The sequence below is a fragment of the Streptomyces longisporus genome (genome assembly GCF_039532765.1).
GTDB lineage: Bacteria > Actinomycetota > Actinomycetes > Streptomycetales > Streptomycetaceae > Streptomyces > Streptomyces longisporus.
Map to the genome: position 1 here is coordinate 121,110 of NZ_BAAASG010000025.1, position 14,628 is coordinate 135,737.

At 72.6% G+C, this 14,628-nt stretch carries 14 protein-coding genes; 1 reads left to right on the top strand and 13 read right to left on the bottom strand.

What is annotated here, in order from left to right; all coding sequences use genetic code 11:
• Positions 1-8: 8 nt before the first annotated feature.
• From ABD355_RS39710 to ABD355_RS39730, 5 genes are all read right to left on the bottom strand, one after another.
• Positions 9-1,205: an acyltransferase family protein gene (locus ABD355_RS39710; RefSeq protein WP_344406127.1), complete on the bottom strand. Its 1,197-nt coding sequence runs from the start codon at positions 1,203-1,205 to the stop codon at positions 9-11.
• A 109-nt stretch (positions 1,206-1,314) separates the two neighbouring features.
• Positions 1,315-2,337, bottom strand: a complete 1,023-nt coding sequence (locus ABD355_RS39715) for an alpha/beta hydrolase (RefSeq protein ID WP_344406128.1) — start codon at positions 2,335-2,337, stop codon at positions 1,315-1,317.
• 747 nt (positions 2,338-3,084) lie between these two features.
• Positions 3,085-3,966 (bottom strand): alpha/beta hydrolase, encoded by an 882-nt coding sequence (locus tag ABD355_RS39720; RefSeq protein WP_344406015.1) that lies wholly within the window; start codon positions 3,964-3,966, stop codon positions 3,085-3,087.
• A 206-nt stretch (positions 3,967-4,172) separates the two neighbouring features.
• On the bottom strand, positions 4,173-5,372 hold the full coding sequence (gene kynU, locus ABD355_RS39725) for a kynureninase (protein ID WP_344406016.1): 1,200 nt from the start codon (positions 5,370-5,372) through the stop codon (positions 4,173-4,175).
• Positions 5,365-6,210 carry a tryptophan 2,3-dioxygenase family protein gene (locus ABD355_RS39730; protein WP_344406017.1) on the bottom strand — a complete coding sequence of 282 codons (846 nt, stop codon included), beginning with the start codon at positions 6,208-6,210 and terminating at the stop codon, positions 5,365-5,367. The genes kynU and ABD355_RS39730 overlap by 8 nt, the downstream gene beginning before the upstream one ends.
• Before the next feature lie 207 nt (positions 6,211-6,417).
• On the opposite strand from ABD355_RS39730, the gene ABD355_RS39735 reads away from it, so the two are divergent.
• The gene (locus ABD355_RS39735) at positions 6,418-6,900 is read left to right on the top strand and encodes an SAM-dependent methyltransferase (protein ID WP_344406018.1); all 483 of its coding nucleotides are present in this window, start codon (positions 6,418-6,420) and stop codon (positions 6,898-6,900) included.
• Between the two features lie 92 nt (positions 6,901-6,992).
• Here the strand turns inward: ABD355_RS39735 and ABD355_RS39740 are convergent, their stop codons facing one another.
• The 8 genes from ABD355_RS39740 to ABD355_RS39775 form a co-directional block, all read right to left on the bottom strand.
• Positions 6,993-7,406, bottom strand: coding sequence for a DUF3151 domain-containing protein (locus ABD355_RS39740; RefSeq protein WP_344406019.1), 414 nt, complete (start codon positions 7,404-7,406; stop codon positions 6,993-6,995).
• Positions 7,407-7,496: 90 nt separating this feature from the next.
• The gene (locus tag ABD355_RS39745) at positions 7,497-8,963 is read right to left on the bottom strand and encodes an MFS transporter (protein ID WP_344406020.1); all 1,467 of its coding nucleotides are present in this window, start codon (positions 8,961-8,963) and stop codon (positions 7,497-7,499) included.
• Between the two features lie 69 nt (positions 8,964-9,032).
• A complete protein-coding gene (gene fbaA, locus ABD355_RS39750; RefSeq protein WP_344406022.1) occupies positions 9,033-10,055 on the bottom strand; it encodes a class II fructose-bisphosphate aldolase in 1,023 nt (340 codons plus the stop codon).
• A gap of 178 nt (positions 10,056-10,233) precedes the next feature.
• Positions 10,234-10,782, bottom strand: coding sequence for an orotate phosphoribosyltransferase (gene pyrE / locus ABD355_RS39755; RefSeq protein WP_344406024.1), 549 nt, complete (start codon positions 10,780-10,782; stop codon positions 10,234-10,236).
• A 10-nt stretch (positions 10,783-10,792) separates the two neighbouring features.
• Entirely contained in the window at positions 10,793-11,581 is a 789-nt protein-coding gene (locus ABD355_RS39760; RefSeq protein WP_344406026.1) for an aldose epimerase family protein, read from the bottom strand.
• 33 nt (positions 11,582-11,614) lie between these two features.
• Complete coding sequence (locus ABD355_RS39765) at positions 11,615-12,487, bottom strand: SRPBCC domain-containing protein (protein WP_344406027.1); 873 nt, start codon at positions 12,485-12,487, stop codon at positions 11,615-11,617.
• A gap of 97 nt (positions 12,488-12,584) precedes the next feature.
• Complete coding sequence (locus ABD355_RS39770) at positions 12,585-13,301, bottom strand: response regulator transcription factor (protein WP_344406028.1); 717 nt, start codon at positions 13,299-13,301, stop codon at positions 12,585-12,587.
• Positions 13,298-14,452, bottom strand: coding sequence for a sensor histidine kinase (locus ABD355_RS39775; protein WP_344406029.1), 1,155 nt, complete (start codon positions 14,450-14,452; stop codon positions 13,298-13,300). The genes ABD355_RS39770 and ABD355_RS39775 overlap by 4 nt, the downstream gene beginning before the upstream one ends.
• Positions 14,453-14,628: the final 176 nt, after the last annotated feature.

Here is a 14,628-nt window from a genome sequence, read left to right on the forward strand (position 1 = left end):
GGCCAACCCTAGGCACGATGGGGGATCCTCGCTGCCGTCCCGTCCGGGCCGCGGTGGCGGCGGACCACCCGGGAGGGGCCGGTGCTTGTGCCGCGCGGGCCCCCGCGTTCGTAGGAGTGGAAGGCCGTCCAGCAGACCGTGAGCGCGAGGGCGAACAGCGGGAGCCAGGCCAGCCGGAACGCCACCCAGCCGAGGCCGTCGGGGACGGTGTGCAGGCCGGGCAGGTGGCCCGCCGGGAGGGCGGTGGCGGTGGTCGCCATCATGGCCGTCTGGTGCCAGAGGAAGATCGTCATCGCGGAGAGGTTCACGAAGGCCACCGCCGCCCAGGCCAGGGGCCGCCGCATCGTGCGGCGCAGCCGGTCGCGCAGCAGCAGGGCCAGACCGCACTGGGCCAGGCCGAAGGTGACGGCGGCCAGGGTCGGCGGGTTGAGGTTCGAGATCGTCTGCCCCGGGACGCCGACCATCGAGGCCGGGTAGCCGGCGAACGCGACCAGCAGGACCGTCGCCGCCGCACCCGAGATGAGCAGGATCCAGCCCGCGCGGGCGCGCTCCAGTTCGCCGCGGGTCCAGGCCGCGCCCAGGGTGTACGGCACCAGCCAGCCCGCCGCCAGGTTCGCCCAGCCGAGGCTCTGCGGGGCGCCGAGGCCGAAACGGAGAAGGTCCACATGGAGGACGACGGCCAGCGGCCACAGGGGGTTGAGCCGGGTGAGGAGCGGGGTCGCCGCGGTCAGCGCCGCGAAGACCAGCAGGAACCAGAGGGGGGAGAGGGCGAGTTTGACCAGCGTGTGGATCGTGTCGGGTTGCGCGCCCGAGAGGAACAGGGCGGTCGCGGCGACCGTCCACAGGACCAGTACGGCGGCCACCGGTTTGAACAGCCTCGACAGACGGGCGGTCAGCCACTGCCGGTACGGCGTGCCCTTGGCGCGGGCCGCCGTGTAACTGCGGGTGGCCACATGGCCGCCCACCAGGAAGAACACGGCCAGGGTCTGGAAGGCCCAGGAGATCGGGGCCAGCCACGGCATGTGCTGGAGGGGGCTGGAGGCGTGCAGGGAGCCGCTGTCCGCCACCAGGGCCGTCACCAGCCAGTGGCCGAGGACGACGCCGAGGATCGCGAAGGCGCGCAGGGCGTCCACGGCGCGGTCGCGGTCGGCGGGGGTGGCGGCGTCGATCCGGGCAGCGGCCTTCCGTAGCGCGCCCTGTCGCACGGCGCCCTGCCGCTCTTGTACGCCGCTGTCTCGTACGGCGCCCTGTCCTGCGGGGCTCCGTCGTACGGCGCCGTGTCGTATGCCGTCCCACGCATGGCGCACGTTCGGCTCACGCACGGGTCACCTCCTTTGTGTCGCCCAGGACGATGCGGGTGAGGTTGGCCAGGGCGACCGAGCCCGGCCTGAAGTAGTCGCTGTGGCCGCCGGGGCCCGCCGCGAAGACGCGGGCGCCGAAGGCCGGGGACACGGGGTCCGTTCCGAAGCCGACCGTCCAGCCGAACAGGTCCGTCCTCACGTGCGGGACCTCCTCGACCCAGTCGTCGGCACCGCGGGCCGCCCAGATGCGGGCCCCTGTGTGCAGGGCCGCCGCCGTGTCCGCGCCGGTGCCGGGGCTGCCGACGAAGGCGATGTCCTGCACGTCCAGGCCGGGGGCGGCGCGGGCGCAGACGACCGTGCCGTAGGAGTGGCAGAGGAGGGAGACGGCGGCCTTGCGGCCTGCTGTGCGGCGGAGTTCGGCGATGAACTCGCGCAGGTGGGGGGCTGCTTGGTCGGCGCGGGCCGTGGTGAGGACGGTGGTGCTGACCGTGCCGGGGGTTTGGTAGCCGAGCCAGGCGACGACGGCCGTGGTGGTGCCTTTCGGGGCCTCTTGGACCAGGCGGTTGCGCAGGGCGACTGCCGTTGCGCGGAAGCGCTCGTAGGTGTCGAGGGAGGTGTCCGAGCCCGGGATCAGGACGGCGATGCGGGTGGCGGTGGCGAGGTCGCCGAAGACCTCGGTGGCCTGGCCCTCGCCTCGGCCGTCGTAGGCGAGGAGGTGACGGGTGGGGGCGGCCATCTCCCGGTCGGCTGCGGCGCGTTTGTGGTCGCCGTGGGCTGCGGCCATGCGGGCGGCTTGGGCGGCGTTGGTGCGGTTGGCTTCGTAGGCGGCGTCGAGGGTGGTGGGCGTGAGGGGCGCGAGGGCTGCCGGGGGCGGGGCGGGAATGCTTGGGCGGGCTGCAGCCGAGAGCGGGACGACCACGGCGGCGGTGATGAGGGCCGCGAGGGTGGCTCGGCGCCATCTTTGGGTGCGGCGGCGCTGAGGCGTGGGTGGCGAGGTGTCGCTGGCCGGCGCTCGCCGGGTGCCGCCTGCGCCCACCCGTTCCGCCCTTGGCGGCACGATTGCCCGCAGGCTACGGCGGTTTGAGCGGCCCGACGCCATCGCCCCACCCGCCACGAAGATCCGCAGGCTGCGGCGGGTTGAACGGCCCGGTGGCGACGCCTCGGGTGGCGCGGTGGCCCGCAGGCCACGGCGGTTTGAGCGACCCGACGCCATCGCCCCACCCGCCACGAAGACCCGCAGGCTACGGCGAATGGGACGGCCCGGCGACGACGCCTCGGACGCCACGAAGACCCGCAGGCCACGGCGGTTTGAGCGGCCCGATGCCATCGCCCCACCTGCCATGAAGACCCGCAGGCCAGGTCGGGGGGAGCGGCCCGACGCCGTCACCTCAGGCGCCCCGATTGCCCGCAGGCTGGGTCGGGTTGAGCCACCCGACTCCATCGCCCCACCCGCCACGAAGACCCGCAGGCTGCGGCCGGTTGAACGGCCCGGCGACGACGCCTCAGACGCCACGAAGACCCGCAGGCTGCGGCGGTTTGAGCGGCCCGGTGGCGACGCCTCGGGTGGCGCGGTGGCCCGTCGGGTGCGGTGGCTGTCTGTGTCGCCAGTTGCCGTTTCCCGTGTCCCCGTTTTCAGCCCCATGGGCGGGTCCCCCTTCCAGTTCGCCCGGTCATCGGGCTTGTCTGGAAGGGAAGTTACGGAGGGTTACTTGTCGTCCGCGTCACGCCAGGGAGCTGTCCTGGGAGGTAGCTCTCAAGTACTACGGGTATGTAAGGGACCGGGTCACCAGGCCAGTTGGGCGATTTCCTCCGCGACCACCGCGCAGGCGTCCGCCGCCGGGTCGATGAGGGGGAAGTGGCCGACGTCCTCCAGGAGCGTGAGGCCCACGACCTCGCCCGCCTTCGCTGCCGCGTCGGCGTACGACTCCGCGACCGCCTGCGGGACGGTGAGGTCCGTGCGGCCCTGCACCAGGGTGGTCGCGATGCCCGTCGGGAGCAGCAGCGACGGATCGGCGTACGGGCGCCGCTCGGCGAACTTCTCCTCCCCGCCCAGCAGTTGACGCGAAGCGCCCCCGCACACGTCCAGTTTCCCGGCGACCTCGAAGTCGGCGATCGGGGCCAGGGCGACGACCCCGCGCAGCGGTGCCGGGCGGTCGATGCGCCAGGGGGCGTCGGTGGGCAGCAGATGGCGGGCCGCCCCCCACAGGGCCAGGTGCCCGCCGGCCGAGTGCCCGGTGATCACCATGCGGCGCGGGTCGGCCCCCGGAAGGTACTGCCGTACGAGGGCGGGCAGCGCGTCCAGCGCGGCCGCGACGTCGTCGAAGGTGTCCGGCCAGCGGCCCGCGACCGGGCTGCCGCCCTGGGCCGGGACCGCGCTCCCCCGCCGGTACTCCACACTGGCCACCGCGAAACCCCGCCGGGCCAGGAAGTCCGCGAACGGCGAGATGTGCCGGCGGTCGTACGGCGCCCGCCACGCGCCGCCGTGCAGCACGACGACCAGGGGGGCGAGGGCGCCGGGCACCACGTCGGTGCGCGGGGCGTAGAAGTCGATCAGCTGGTCGGGGTGGTCACCGTACGCGGCGGTGGCGTCGGGGTCGACCGCCGGGTGCGAGAACGCCGACTCCTCCTCGGCGGCGGCCCGGGCAGCTGCGGCGTCGTCCGGCATGCTCCAACCTCTCAGCGACGTAACGTTATTGACGTGGCGGACCAGGGAGGGAAACCGGCCGTTGGCGGGGACGGTATCAGGCCGGTGACATGGGCCGACACGGGGATGTCACGCTCGGTGAGGGGAAACGGTTCTGTAGCCCGCGGGCCGGGCGGTTCCGCGGCCACCGAAGCCACCGCAGGACCGCCCGGGCAAGCCCCGTGGAGCTATCCCGCGAGATCGCCGAGCGTCTCCGCCAGCACCCGCGCCGCCCGCTCCACGTCCCCGAACCCGACGTACAGCGGCGTGAACCCGAACCGCAGGACGTCCGGGTGCCGGAAGTCCCCGACCACTGCCCGCTCGATCAGCCGCTTCATCACGTCCCCGGCGTCGTCGCAGCGCAGCGCCACCTGGCTGCCGCGCTCCCGGTGGGCAAGGGGGGTCAGCGACTCCACCCGCCCCTCGGGGACGTACGCCGACACGCACTCCAGGAAGAAGTCCGTCAGCGCCAGGGACTTGGTGCGCACCGCCTCGACCGAGACCCCGTCCCAGACCTCCAGCGCCGCCTCCAGGGCGAGCATGGACAGGATGTCCGGCGTGCCGACCCGGCCGCGCAGGGCCCCGGCCGCCGGTTCGTACGCCGACCGCATCCCGAAGGGCTCCGCGTGGGAGTTCCAGCCGGGAAGGGGGGAGTCGAAGCGGTCCTGGAGGTCCCGGCGGACGTACAGGTACGCCGGGGAACCGGGGCCGCCGTTCAGGTACTTGTAGGTGCAGCCGACCGCCAGGTCGACGCCGTGCTCGTCCAGCCCGACCGGCAGCGCGCCCGCGCTGTGGCACAGGTCCCAGACGGCCACCGCGCCCGCCGCGTGCACGGCGGCGGTCAGCGAGGGCAGGTCGTGCAGACGGCCCGTGCGGTAGTCGACATGGTTCAGCAGGACGGCGGCGGTACGGGCGGACAGCGCGTCCGGCACCTCCGCCGGGGTCACCGGACGCAGCGTGCACCCGGTCATGCGGGCCGCCGACTCGGCGATGTAGCCGTCGGTGGGGAAGGTCGTCGCGTCCACGAGGATCTCGTCCCGGCCCGTGCCGGACACCAGCCGGACCGCTCCCACAAGTGCCTTGAAGACGTTGACACTTGTCGAGTCGCCCACGACGATCTGCCCGGCCGCCGCCCCCACCAGCGGAGCGATCCGGTCGCCGATCCGCTCGGGCGCCGTCCACCAGCCGCTCTCGTCCCAGGAACGGATGCGGAGCGCGCCCCACTGCCTGCGTACGACGTCGTCGACCCGCCCGGGGACCGCTGCCGGCAGGGCACCGAGCGAGTTCCCGTCCAGGTAGACGACCTCGTCCAGCACGAACTGCTTGCGCGTCCCGGCCAGTTCGTCGGCGGCGTCGAGTTCCCCCGCGCGTACCGTCAGCTCAGACATGAGACCTCGCCGTCCACAGCTCGGGGAACACGTTCTTCTGCGCGCGCTTCTCCAGCCAGGCGACGCCCGCCGAGCCGCCCGTGCCCGGCTTGGAGCCCATCGCGCGGCGGGTGGCGACCAGGTGGTCGTTGCGCCATCGCCACACCAGCTCGGCGACATCGGTCAGTGCCTCGCCGAGGCGGGCGAGTTCGGCGTTCTCGTCGCCCGCGTAGATCGCGGTCCAGGCGGCCTCGACGGCCTCCGACGGCTCGTACCGCCGTGAGACGTCGCGGCGCAGCACGGAACCGGGGATCGCACAGCCGCGCCGCGCCATCAGCCGCAGCACCTCGTCGTAGAGGCTCGGCTCGGCGAGGGCCTTCTCCAGTTCGGCGTGGACGCGGGGTGCGCCGCGGTGCGGGACCAGCATGGACGCGGACTTCTCGCCGAGCAGGAACTCCATCCGGCGGTACATCGCCGACTGGAAGCCGGAACCCTCGCCCAGCGCACTCCGGTAGGAGTTGAACTGGGCCGGGGTCAGCTGGCCGAGGGGCTTCCAGGAGGCGTTCAGCGCCTCCAGCTCCCGTACCGAACGCTTCAGCGCGGCGACGGCGGTGGGCACGTCGTCGGAGCGCAGGGCGTGCGCCGCTGTCTCCCACTCGTGGACGATCACCGTGAACCACAGCTCCATCACCTGGGTGGTGACCAGGAAGACCATCTCTCCGGGGTCGTCGGAGAGGGTGTGCTGGAGGTGGGTGAGCACGTCCGCCTTGACGTAGTCCTCGTACGGCGTCGTACCTGCGAAGTCGAGATGCGGAGTCTCGGGCTCCGAAGCCTCGTGGGGCTGAGCCTGGTGGGACATCGCTGTCTCCTGTTGTTGCTCCGGGTAGCGGTCCGCCCCTGCCGTTACCGACACGGGGGCCCCGGTCCCCGCCGGGCATCTTCTTCGATGGTCCGCCCGGAACGCAAGGCCCGCCCGGTCACCGGCCCGTCGGGTCGCCGGAGTACCTGCACTACGCTCGGGCGCCGCACAGAACCCGTTGTCGCACTTTGACGAAAGGCATGGCTGATGTCTGAGAAGAGCACCTCGTCCGAGGTGGTCTTGGTCCCGGTGGGCCGGGTGGTCGGGGGACGCGAGGAGGTCCGTGACGACGACTGGGGGAAGGTCGAGGCCGTCGTCCGCCTGGACGGCGACCGGTTCGGCGCGGACGCGCTGGCGGGCCTGGACGCCTTCTCCCACCTGGAGATCGTCTACCACTTCGACCGCGTGCCCGTGGCGAGGATCGAGACCGGTGCCCGCCATCCGCGCGGCAACACCGACTGGCCGATGGTCGGCATCTTCGCCCAGCGCGGCAAGAACCGCCCCAACCGCCTCGGTGTCTCCCGCTGCCGCCTGCTGCGCACCGACGGACTCGACCTGCACGTCCAGGGTCTCGACGCCGTCGACGGCACCCCCGTCCTCGACATCAAGCCCTACATGAGCGAGTTCGGCCCCCAGGGCGCCACCACCCAGCCGGACTGGGCCACCGACATCATGAGCAGCTACTACTGATCCGCCGGCGCCCTCCGCAGGACACTGCTCGGCGCAGCGCAGGGCCCGCCCGGTCGCACCGGGCGGGCCCGAGAGGAAACTGCGGCGGACCGCTAGCCCAGGGTCTGGGCCGCCGTCGGCGAGGAGTCCTTCAGGAACTGGGTGCAGCGCTCGTACTCCTCCTGCTCGCCGATGGCTCCGGCGGCGCGGGCGAGGGCGTGCAGGGCGCGCAGGAAGCCGCGGTTCGGCTCGTGCTCCCAGGGCACCGGGCCGTGGCCCTTCCAGCCGCTGCGGCGCAGGGCGTCCAGGCCGCGGTGGTAGCCCGTGCGGGCGTAGGCGTACGACTCCACGACGCTGCCCCGCTCGAACGCCTCGTCGGCCAGCTGGGCCCAGGCCAGCGAGGACGTGGGGTACTTGGCGGCGACGTCCGCGGGCGCGGTGCCGCCCGCCAGCAGCTCGCGGGGCGCGGGGTCGTCGGGGAGGTGGGTCGGGGGCGGGCCCCCGAGAAGGTTCTCGTGAATCGACATGTTCACCAGTGTCGCCCCTGCTGGGGGCTGCCGCCCCCAGGCCCCCGCTGTCGGCCTGAACGGCCTCGTCCTCAAACGCCGGACGGGCTGTCATGCGATCCGCTTCCTCGCCCGCTCCCCCTCCAGCGGCGGCGCCGTCACCGAGCCGTGCGTACGGCACTCCGGGCGGCGGCAGCCGGGCGGCAGCGGGCGTACCGTCGCGAAGGCGACGACCGCGCCGAGCGCCAGGACGCCCGCGCACAGCAGCATCGCGCGGTGGAAGGCGTCGTCGAAGGCGCCCGGGGAGAGATACGCCTCCGGGCCCATCCCGGCGAGCAGCGGCAGTGCGGCCACCGCGATCAGACCGGCCGCGCGGGCCGCCGCGTTGTTGATGCCGCTGGCCAGGCCCGCCCGTGCGGTGTCCACGGAGGCGAGGACGGTGGCCGTCAACGGTGCCACCAGGGTGACCATGCCGCTGCCGAGGACCAGTACGGCGGGCAGCACGTCGAGCACGTACGAGGCACCCGGCCCGACCCTCAGCATCAGCAGCATCCCGGCCGCGCACAGGAGCGGGCCGACGGTGAGCGGGATGCGCGGCCCGATGCGGTCGGCGAGGGCGCCCGAGCGGGCGGAGAACAGCAGCATCAGGACGGTCGTCGGCAGCAGGGACGTACCCGCGGCGAGCGGCGACCAGCCCACGGCGACCTGAAGCTGCAGCGCGGTGAGGAAGAAGAAGCCGCCGAAGGCCGCGTAGACGCAGAGCGTGACCAGGTTGACCGCCGTGAACTCGCGGGACTTGAAGATGTCCGGCGGCATCATCGGGTCCGGGCGGCGCTTCTCGACGTACACGAAGGCCACGCCCGCGCCCAGTCCGGCCACCGCGGTGACGGCGACCACGAGGGAGCCCTGCCGGGCCTCGATCAGGGCGTACGTCACCAGGGCGAGCGCCAGCGCGCCGAGGACCGCGCCGAGCACGTCGAACCGGCCGTGCGTGCGGCCGTCCGCCGACTCGGGGACATGGCGTACGGCGATGGGGGCGCACAGCAGCGCCAGCGGGACGTTGAGCAGGAAGACCCAGCGCCAGCCCGGGCCGTCCACCAGCCAGCCGCCCAGGAACGGGCCGACCGCCGCGCCGATCCCGCCGAAGCCGGACCACAGGCCCACCGCCCGCCCCCGGTCGTCGGGGTGGAAGGACGCCTGGATCAGCGCGAGGGAGCCGGGCGTCAGGAGCGCCCCGCCGACCCCTTGCAGCGCGCGGGCCGCGACGAGTACGCCCGCGTTCGGGGCGAGGCCGCACAGCAGGGACGCCGACGCGAACCACACCACACCGATCACGAAGATCTTGCGGCGGCCGTAGTGGTCGCCGAGGGAGCCGCCGAGCAGGATCAGCCCGGCCAGCGTCAGCATGTACGCGTTGACCGTCCACTGGAGGGCGGCGAGATTCGCGTCCAGGTCGCGGCCGATGCGCGGCAGGGCGACATTTACGACGGTCGAGTCCAGCATGGCCATGCTGGAGCCGAGCACGGTGGTCAGCAGGATCCACTTGCCCTGCGGGGTGGCGATCCGGACGTCGGGCATGCCCCCAGGTATACAGCGAGCCCGGTGCCGTAGCACCGGGCTCGCCAAAGACCTTCGTGTACGACGGCCTTACTTGATCTTCGTGCCGGCCGAGCGCAGGTTCTGCGTGGCCTCGACGACGCGGGCGGCCATGCTCGCCTCGGCCAGCTTGCCCCAGGTGCGCGGGTCGTAGGTCTTCTTGGAGCCGACCTCGCCGTCGACCTTCAGCACGCCGTCGTAGTTGCGGAACATGTGGTCGGCGACGGGACGCGTGAAGGCGTACTGCGTGTCCGTGTCGATGTTCATCTTGACCACGCCGTTCTCCAGCGCGGTGCGGATCTCCTCCTCCGTGGAGCCGGAGCCGCCGTGGAAGACGAAGTCGAACGGGGACGCCTTGCCGAACTTGGCGGCCACGCCGTCGTTCAGCTCCTTGAGCAGGTCGGGGCGCAGGACGACGTTGCCCGGCTTGTACACGCCGTGCACATTGCCGAAGGACGCGGCCAGCAGGTAGCGGCCCTTCTCGCCCAGACCGAGCGCCTCGGCCGTACGGATGGCGTCGTCGACCGTCGTGTACAGGGAGTCGTTGATCTCGTGCGAGACGCCGTCCTCCTCGCCGCCGGTCGGGGTGATCTCGACCTCGAGGATGATCTTCGCGGCGCGGGCGCGCTCCAGGAGCTCCTGGGCGATGGCCAGGTTGTCCGCGAGGGTCTCCGCGGAGCCGTCCCACATGTGCGACTGGAAGAGCGGGTTGCCGCCGGCCTTCACGCGCTCCTCGGAGATCGCGAGCAGCGGACGTACGTACCCGTCGAGCTTGTCCTTGGGGCAGTGGTCCGTGTGCAGGGCGACCGTGACCGGGTACTTCTCGGCCACGATGTGCGCGAACTCGGCGAGGGCGACCGCGCCGGTCACCATCTCCTTGCTGTACTGACCGCCCAGGAACTCGGCGCCACCCGTCGAGATCTGGATGATGCCGTCGCTCTCCGCCTCAGCGAAACCGCGCAGGGCCGCGTGCAGGGTCTGGGTCGAGGTCACGTTGATCGCCGGGTAGGCGAACTTGCCTGCCTTCGCCCGGTCCAGCATCTCGTTGTAGACCTCGGGAGTTGCGATGGGCATCTGTCCGCTCCTTGGTATGTGCGGGTTGGCGTGCTGCGTACTACGGCCCTGACCTAGACCTTGGGGGTTGACGTCGTCGTCGGGCCCATCTTTCCAGACTTGGCCTGATGCTTTGCCCGCCGTGTCCGGCTTGTGGACAACGCGGCCGACGTACCCGGGAGTAGCCCGGCCGGGGACGTCAGTCGAGGCCCAGGTCGTCCTTGGAATAGGCGAAGAGGTACGGCACTCCCGCGCCCTCCTGGATCTTCTCGGCGGCGCCGGTGGCCCGGTCCACGATGGTCGCGACGGCGACGACCTCGGCGCCCGCCTCACGCACCGCCTCGACGGCGGTCAGCGGGGAGCCGCCGGTGGTGGAGGTGTCCTCGACGACCAGCACCCGGCGGCCCTTGATCTCCGGGCCCTCGACGCGGCGCTGCAGCCCGTGCGCCTTGGCCGCCTTTCGCACGACGAAGGCGTCGACGCGCTTCCCGCGGGCGGCGGCCGCGTGCAGGACGGCCGCCGCGACCGGGTCGGCGCCCATGGTCAGACCGCCCACCGCGTCGAAGTCGAGGTCGGCGGTCAGGTCCAGGAGCACCTGACCCACCAGCGGGGCGGCCTCACCGTCAAGGGTGATGCGGCGCAGGTCGATGTAGTAGTCGGCCTCCAGACCCGAGGAGAGGGTCACCTTGCCGTGCACCACGGCCTTGTCCTTGATCTGCTGCAGCAGCTCGCCACGTACGTCCGTCATGCGGCCCAGCTTAAAGGCGGTGCCAGGTCCAGGTGGTCGAGGCCTCGAGCGGCTCCAGCGGGGTGACCAGGCGGGGCAGGGTGTTCAGGCCGTTGGGCGGGCCGGTCTGGGGTTCCACGCAGACGGCCTCCTGCTGCTCGTCGTAGACGACGACCCACTCCTCGCGGCTGGTGACCTTCAGCTCCAGCTGCCCCGGCCAGGTGAGGGTGACGTCCACGCCGCCGGGCATGCCGAAGCAGTCGTCCCAGGGGCCGGGGCCCGGGTCGACGCGGTTGCCGGTGGGCAGATGGTCCTCGCCGCGCTCCTCCTGCCACGCGGGAGTGAAGTCGAGCTGTACGTCCTTGCCCCCGAGGTTCCGGTTGAACCAGGGGTGCCAGCCGATCTGCGCCGGGAAGGAGGAGTCGATCGTCTCCACGGCCATCGTCAGGGTCAGGGAGTCGGGCGTGAGCGCGAACTGCTGGGTGACGCGGCCCGCGTAGGGCCAGGGTTCGACCAGGTCGTACGTGAGGACGGCCTCGTCGGCGTTCACGCGCGCGGGGCGCCAGGCGCCGTCGCGGACGGTGCCGTGGATGGCGTGCGGCGGGGAGTTGAGCGGCATCTGTTGGACGGTGGCGCCGTCCCGGAAGCGGCCGTCGCGGATCCGCCCGCACCAGGGGACCATCGGGAAGCAGCCGAACCGTTCGCCCTGGCGGAGCAGTTCCATGCCGCCGACGCGCAGTCCTCCGACCCGGCCGCCGTTGCCCGGCTGCACGGTCACCTCCGCGTCGCCCGCGGTCAGCGTGATGTCTTCGTTACTCACGGGACGACCCTACTGGGGCGATCAAGACCGCCGTCAGTGACGCCTGCGCAGCAGCCGGCCCACGACGATCGCCGACGCGACCACGACGGCCGCCGCCGGGGCCGCCCAGCGCAGGGAGGAGCCGGGGGAGACCGTCTGCGGGGCGGGGACGGGGGCGTAGCGGCCGCGGGGCGGGGCGTGGTCGACCTCCTCGGCGCTGCGGCCGATCATCGTGCGGCGGGCGTGGGCCGCTTCGGCGGGGGGCGCGCCCACGTCGTCCGTGTCCCCCGTGTCCGCCGTGTCCTCGGCGAGCGGGTCGAGGGACGGCGGCGGGACCTCGGTGTCGTGGACCGAGGTGTGCTCGGCGGCGGGGGCGGGGGCGTCGTCGGCGTCCGGGGTCGTTTCGAAGTCGCTGGTCGCCTTGGGCTCGAACTCCTGGGTGACGAGGGGCTCGGTCTCCTCGGGCTCTTGGGGCGCCTCGGGCTGCTCCTGAGTGCCCTCGTCCTCCGCGCCCGCGGCCAGACTCTCCGCGAAACGGTTCAGCAGGCGGGTCGCGGCCGACGCGACCTGTTCGGCCGGCAGTTCGGTGAGGCGGCCGTCCGCGGAGGCCGTGCCCGCGAAGGTCAGCCGGGAGCCGCCGTCGGCCTCCTCCACGCGGAGGGTGAGGGCGAGCTTGACCGAGCCGGTGCCGCGGGTCTCGGTGGCGTCGCCCTCGGCGGCGTACGAACCGTCGTCCTGTGCGGTGATGCGGACGGTGCCGCGGTAGGTGACGGAGTGGCTGCCGACGCGCATTTTCAGCCGTCCGGTGACGGGCTCGGCGCCCGCGTCCTGCTGGAGCCCGGGAACCGCCCGGGCCACCTGCGCGGGGTCGGCGAGGGTTTCTTTCAGCCGTGCGGCCGCAACCGGAACGAACACCTCATGCTCCATGTCGGCCGAGCCTACTCAGGTGGCCGCCTCATGCACCCGTGTTGGTCGAAAGTGACCGCGCGTCGGTGTCGGGCCTGCTGGGGGCTGCCGACCGGCGCTAAGCCGTACCCCCAGGCGTCACCAGCCCCGTCTCATATGCCACGACCACCACCTGCGCCCGGCTCGTCAGTCCCAGCTTCGTCATCGTCCGGTTCAGATGGGTCTTGACCGTGGCCTCGCTGATGAACAGGCGGTCGGCCGCTTCCGCGTTGGTCAGACCGCGGGCGACCAGCTTGAGGACCTCGACCTCACGGCTGGTCAGGGCGTCCAGGCCGGGCGGCGCTCCGGAGTGGTCGGCCACGCGGGTGAACGCCTCCACCAGACGGCGGGTGACGGCCGGGGCGAACAGGGAGTCGCCGCCGTGCACGGCGGTCACCGCGGCGAGCAGGCGTTCGGGTCCCGCGTCCTTGAGGAGGAAGCCGGAGGCGCCGGCGCGCAGGGCGCCGTAGACGTACTCGTCGAGGTCGAACGTGGTCAGGACGAGGATGCGCGGGGGCGGGTCGGCGGCCTCGGCGAGGATGCGGCGGGTAGCCTCGATGCCGGTGGTGCCGGGCATGCGGATGTCCATGAGGACGACGTCGGGGCGGGTCTTCGCGGCCAGGGCGACCGCTTCGGCGCCGTCGGCGGCCTCGCCCACGACCTCCATGCCGGGGGCGGCGCGCAGCAGCGCGACCAGTCCGCTGCGGACGAGGAACTGGTCGTCCACGACCAGCACTCTGATCACATGGTCGGCGGTGGCGGCGATGGCGGCGGTGTTGTCCTGGCTGCCGGTCATTCCACGTCGGCGTCTCCCCGGCGTGCGGCCCGTACCGACGTCGGCAGGGTGAGATGCACGCCGAATCCACCCTCGCTGCGCGGGCCGACGACAATCGTCCCGCCGTAGAGCTTGGCCCGCTCCCGCATTCCGATCAAGCCATGTCCGCCGCGTCCCCGCTTTCTGTCCGGATCCACCCCCTTCCCGTCGTCGGTGACGGACACCGTCATCTCGCCCGCACGGTAAGCGAGTTCCACGGCAGCGTTCGCGCCGGGGGCGTGCTTGAGCACGTTGGTCAGGGCCTCCTGGACGACGCGGTAGAGGCAGAGCTGGACGCCCGGGGGCAGCGGGCGCGGTTCGCCCGTGACGCGGAGGTCCACGGGGACGCCGCCCGCGCGTACCCGGTCCACCATTTCGGCCAGTTGACCGAGGCCGGGGGCGGGGGCGCCGTCCGCTCCGGAGACGCCCTCGGCGCGCAACAGGCCCAGCATGCGCCGCAGTTCCTCCAGCGCCTCGCCGCTGGCGCCCGCGATGGTGTCGAGCGCCTCACGTGCGGTGGGTGCGTCGGTGGTGAAGACGAAACGGGCCAGGCCCGCCTGGACGTTGATGACCGCCATGTGGTGGGCGACCACGTCGTGCAGTTCGCGGGCGATGCGCACGCGTTCCTCGGCGACCTCGCGACGCGCTCGTTCGGCCTGTTCGGCGCGGAGTTGGCGGGTCAGCTCGGTCGTTCGGCGGGCGATGTGGCCGAACCACCAGAACACCAGCGGATAGGCGACCGCCTGGGCGAGCACGGACGCCATCGAGCTGCCGTCGGTCACCAGCCCGGCATAGACCCAGACGCCGCCCATCACGGCGGCGCAGACCGCCGTGGTGCGGGCCGGGCGCACGGACGCCACGGTGTAGACGGCGAGCATGGGTCCGAAGGTGATGACCACCGGCCAGTAGCCGAGGCTGATGTAGAGGACGCCCACCGCGTGGACGAAGGCGAAGACGGTCACCGGGGCCTTGGTGCGCAGGGCGAGCGGCAGAGTGGCGAGGAGGACGAGGGCCCAAGCGAGCGGGTCGAGTGCGGGCCACCCCTGCGCGACGGCCTCCCTGCCGAGCAGGACGGCCACGGTCGTCAGCGCCGTGGCGATGAGACCGTCGGCGGCGAGTGGGTGGATCCGCATCGCCGCAGCGTAACGCCGGTGCGCGGACCGGGGCGTCAACCTCCGGAAGTACCACGGAAGTTGCAGGAACCGCCCGGTTACCGCAAGGGGTTGGGCCGCGGATCCATCCGCTGCGGGATTCGGGGCGGCGCGGGCCGCCCGTACATTCTCGGTGCTGAGGGGGGAGGCGTACGGCG

Bases quoted from the DNA above. Each gene is read 5' to 3' on its own strand.
- ABD355_RS39720 (WP_344406015.1), bottom strand. From the start codon at position 3,966: ATGCCGGACGACGCCGCAGCTGCCCGGGCCGCCGCCGAGGAGGAGTCG.
- kynU (WP_344406016.1), bottom strand. From the start codon at position 5,372: ATGTCTGAGCTGACGGTACGCGCGGGGGAACTCGACGCCGCCGACGAA.
- ABD355_RS39730 (WP_344406017.1), bottom strand. From the start codon at position 6,210: ATGTCCCACCAGGCTCAGCCCCACGAGGCTTCGGAGCCCGAGACTCCG.
- ABD355_RS39735 (WP_344406018.1), top strand. From the start codon at position 6,418: ATGTCTGAGAAGAGCACCTCGTCCGAGGTGGTCTTGGTCCCGGTGGGC.
- ABD355_RS39740 (WP_344406019.1), bottom strand. From the start codon at position 7,406: ATGTCGATTCACGAGAACCTTCTCGGGGGCCCGCCCCCGACCCACCTC.
- ABD355_RS39745 (WP_344406020.1), bottom strand. From the start codon at position 8,963: ATGCCCGACGTCCGGATCGCCACCCCGCAGGGCAAGTGGATCCTGCTG.
- fbaA (WP_344406022.1), bottom strand. From the start codon at position 10,055: ATGCCCATCGCAACTCCCGAGGTCTACAACGAGATGCTGGACCGGGCG.
- pyrE (WP_344406024.1), bottom strand. From the start codon at position 10,782: ATGACGGACGTACGTGGCGAGCTGCTGCAGCAGATCAAGGACAAGGCC.
- ABD355_RS39765 (WP_344406027.1), bottom strand. From the start codon at position 12,487: ATGGAGCATGAGGTGTTCGTTCCGGTTGCGGCCGCACGGCTGAAAGAA.
- ABD355_RS39770 (WP_344406028.1), bottom strand. From the start codon at position 13,301: ATGACCGGCAGCCAGGACAACACCGCCGCCATCGCCGCCACCGCCGAC.
- ABD355_RS39775 (WP_344406029.1), bottom strand. From the start codon at position 14,452: ATGCGGATCCACCCACTCGCCGCCGACGGTCTCATCGCCACGGCGCTG.